At 68.2% G+C, this 2,503-nt stretch carries 3 protein-coding genes; 2 read left to right on the top strand and 1 reads right to left on the bottom strand.

Annotated features, from left to right (window positions below; genetic code table 11):
• Nucleotides 1-123: 123 nt before the first annotated feature.
• Nucleotides 124-1,554, bottom strand: coding sequence for a sugar porter family MFS transporter (locus tag G6031_RS17425; protein ID WP_182653950.1), 1,431 nt, complete (start codon nucleotides 1,552-1,554; stop codon nucleotides 124-126).
• A gap of 177 nt (nucleotides 1,555-1,731) precedes the next feature.
• Here G6031_RS17425 and G6031_RS17420 point away from each other — a divergent pair, with 177 nt between their 5' ends.
• Together G6031_RS17420 and G6031_RS17415 are read left to right on the top strand one after the other, a co-directional pair.
• A complete protein-coding gene (locus tag G6031_RS17420) occupies nucleotides 1,732-2,106 on the top strand; it encodes an SgcJ/EcaC family oxidoreductase (RefSeq protein WP_182639935.1) in 375 nt (124 codons plus the stop codon).
• Nucleotides 2,107-2,140: 34 nt separating this feature from the next.
• Nucleotides 2,141-2,419 (top strand): Lrp/AsnC ligand binding domain-containing protein, encoded by a 279-nt coding sequence (locus tag G6031_RS17415; RefSeq protein WP_182653949.1) that lies wholly within the window; start codon nucleotides 2,141-2,143, stop codon nucleotides 2,417-2,419.
• Nucleotides 2,420-2,503 lie beyond the last annotated feature (84 nt).

Below are 2,503 nucleotides of genomic sequence, written 5' to 3'. Positions count from 1 at the left end.
CGTCGAGAAGAGCGTTCCGCGCACCCCTTTCTCGGTCGATGTGTGCGGAACGCTCTTGGCGACGGGCCTGGCGGGGGCGGGGCGGGGCGGGGGATCGGTGGAGAGGGCGCGGGGGCCGGGCTACTACATGTCCTCCAGCGAGCGGCCGGTGGTCTCCGGGATGAACTTGGCCACGAACAGCAAGGACAGCAGCGCCGACACCGCGTAGAAGCCGTAGGTGAACGTCAGGCTGAACTCGGCCATCGGCGGGAACGCGGTGGAGACCGCGAAGTTCGCCAACCACTGGGCGGCCGCGGCCAGACCGAGCGCCGCCGTGCGGATGCGGTTGTTGAACATCTCGCCGAGCAGCACCCACACCGCCGGGCCCCAGGACATCCCGAAGAACACGACGAAACCGTTGGCGGCGATCAGCGCGACGAGCCCCTGGGTGTCACCGAGTTGGGGAGCGAGTTCGCCGTCGGGCCCCGGCCCCATCGTGGCGGTACTGAACATCAGGGCCATCACCGCGAGCGAGACGGTCATGCCGACCGAGCCGGTCATGAGCAGCCTGCGACGCCCGATCTTGTCGATCAGTGCGATGGCCACGATCGTCACGACGATGTTCGTGACCGAGGTGATGACGGTCTGGGTGAGCGCGTCCGCCTCGGTGAAGCCGACCGACTGCCAGAGGGACGTGGAGTAGTAGAAGATCACGTTGATGCCCACGGCCTGCTGGAAGACGGACAGCACGATGCCGATCCACACGATCGGCAGGAGGTTCCTGCCGCTCGGGGTGAGCATGTCCTGCCACGACCGCTTCCTGTCCTCGCGGACCGTCGCACGGATCTCCTTGATCCGGTTGTCGACGCCGCTGGACTGGATGGTGCGCAGGACGTCCCTCGCCTCGCCGACAAGCCCCTTGGCCAGCAGGTAGCGGGGGGACTCGGGGATCATGAGCGCCAGCACGCCGTAGGTGATCGCGGGGACCAGCTCGGTGAGGAACATCCAGCGCCAGGCCTGGATCCCCAGCCACAGCTCCTCGATCGCGCCACCGGCCACGGCTGCCAGCCAGGCGTCGGAGAGCAGGGCCACGAAGATGCCGGAGACGATCGCGAGCTGCTGGAGTGACCCGAGGCGGCCGCGTATCGAGGGCGGGGCCACCTCGGCGATGTACGCCGGCGCGATGACCGAGGCCGCGCCGACGCCCAGGCCACCGACCACCCGCCACAGGATGAGGTCCCACGGGCCGAACGCGAGCCCGGAGCCGATCGCACTGACGGTGAACAGCGCCGAGGCCAGGACCATGACGCGGGTGCGCCCCCAGCGGTCGGCGAGGCGGCCCGCGAGATACGCGCCGGCGATACAGCCGAGCAGGGCCGAGGAGACGACGAACCCGGTGAGACCGGCGTTCATGCCGAAGGTCTCCTGGACGGCGTCCACCGCGCCGTTGATGACGGCGGTGTCGAAGCCGAAGAGGAACCCGCCGAGCGCGGCGACCAGGGAGATGATCACCACCCTGCCGGTGTGGAAGGACTCCTCGTCCGAGCTCCTGGCCGAGACGTTCCGTGTGGACATGGCGTACCCCGTTCCCGGGCCGGATGGACGTCCTGATGTCTGGTGAACGGAGCGTAGGCCCGCTACGAATGTGGCGCAAGTCACATATTCTTTATCGATTGCGGCGTACGAACGCTCTGATCGAGAACACGTTCTAGGCTCGAGGTGTCTCGTCGTCATACCGAAAGGGCCACCGCCGTGAGTGCCTCCCCCGAGCAGATCCGTGCCACCGCCGACTCCTACATCGCCGCGCTGGTCGCCGGCGACCTCGAGGCGGTTCTGGACCTCTACGCCGAGAACGCCACGGTCGAGGACCCGGTCGGCAACGGAACCGTCCACGAGGGCAAGGCGGCGATCCGGGAGTTCTACTCGTCCGTGGTGGCGCTGAAGATCGAGGGCGAGGTGATCGAGGCACGGGTCTGCGGTGACGACCTGCTGTTCAACTTCGAGATCACCACCCACTTCGACGCCGACTCCAAGGCCACCATCAACGTGTGGGACCTCATGACCCACGACGAGCAGGGCAAGATCCGTTCGATGCGCGCGTACTGGACGCCGGAGAACATGCGCTGAACCGGGGCCGCGCGACTGGACTACCCTTCAGGCCATGATCACCGCCATCGTCTTCGTCCACGCCGAGACGGCGCGCATCCCCGAGGTCGCCGAGGCGATCGCCGAGATCGACGGGGTCTCCGAGGTGTACTCGGTGACGGGCACCATCGACCTCATCGTGCTCGTGCGGGCCCGCCGCAACGAGGAGGTGGCCGACATCGTCTCCGACCGCCTGAACAAGGTCCCGGGTGTGGTCGACACCGAGACGCACATCGCGTTCCGCGCGCTGTCCAAGCACGACCTCGAGGCGGCGTTCTCCCTGGGGTACGAGTAGACGCCGATCCGCAGCGGCCCCGCGCCGCGCGCCCAGCGCGCCGCACCTCGAGCTCCTCGCAGCCCGCGCCCCGCAGCGCGCAGC

The sequence above is a fragment of the Dietzia sp. CQ4 genome (genome assembly GCF_014145125.1).
Taxonomy (GTDB): domain Bacteria; phylum Actinomycetota; class Actinomycetes; order Mycobacteriales; family Mycobacteriaceae; genus Dietzia; species Dietzia natronolimnaea.
The sequence above is the reverse complement of the archived record's forward strand: the minus strand, read 5'-3'. Positions and strand labels throughout refer to the sequence as shown.

Coding starts and splice junctions, on each gene's coding strand:
- G6031_RS17415 (WP_182653949.1), top strand. CDS start 2,141: ATGATCACCGCCATCGTCTTCGTCCACGCCGAGACGGCGCGCATCCCC.
- G6031_RS17425 (WP_182653950.1), bottom strand. CDS start 1,554: ATGTCCACACGGAACGTCTCGGCCAGGAGCTCGGACGAGGAGTCCTTC.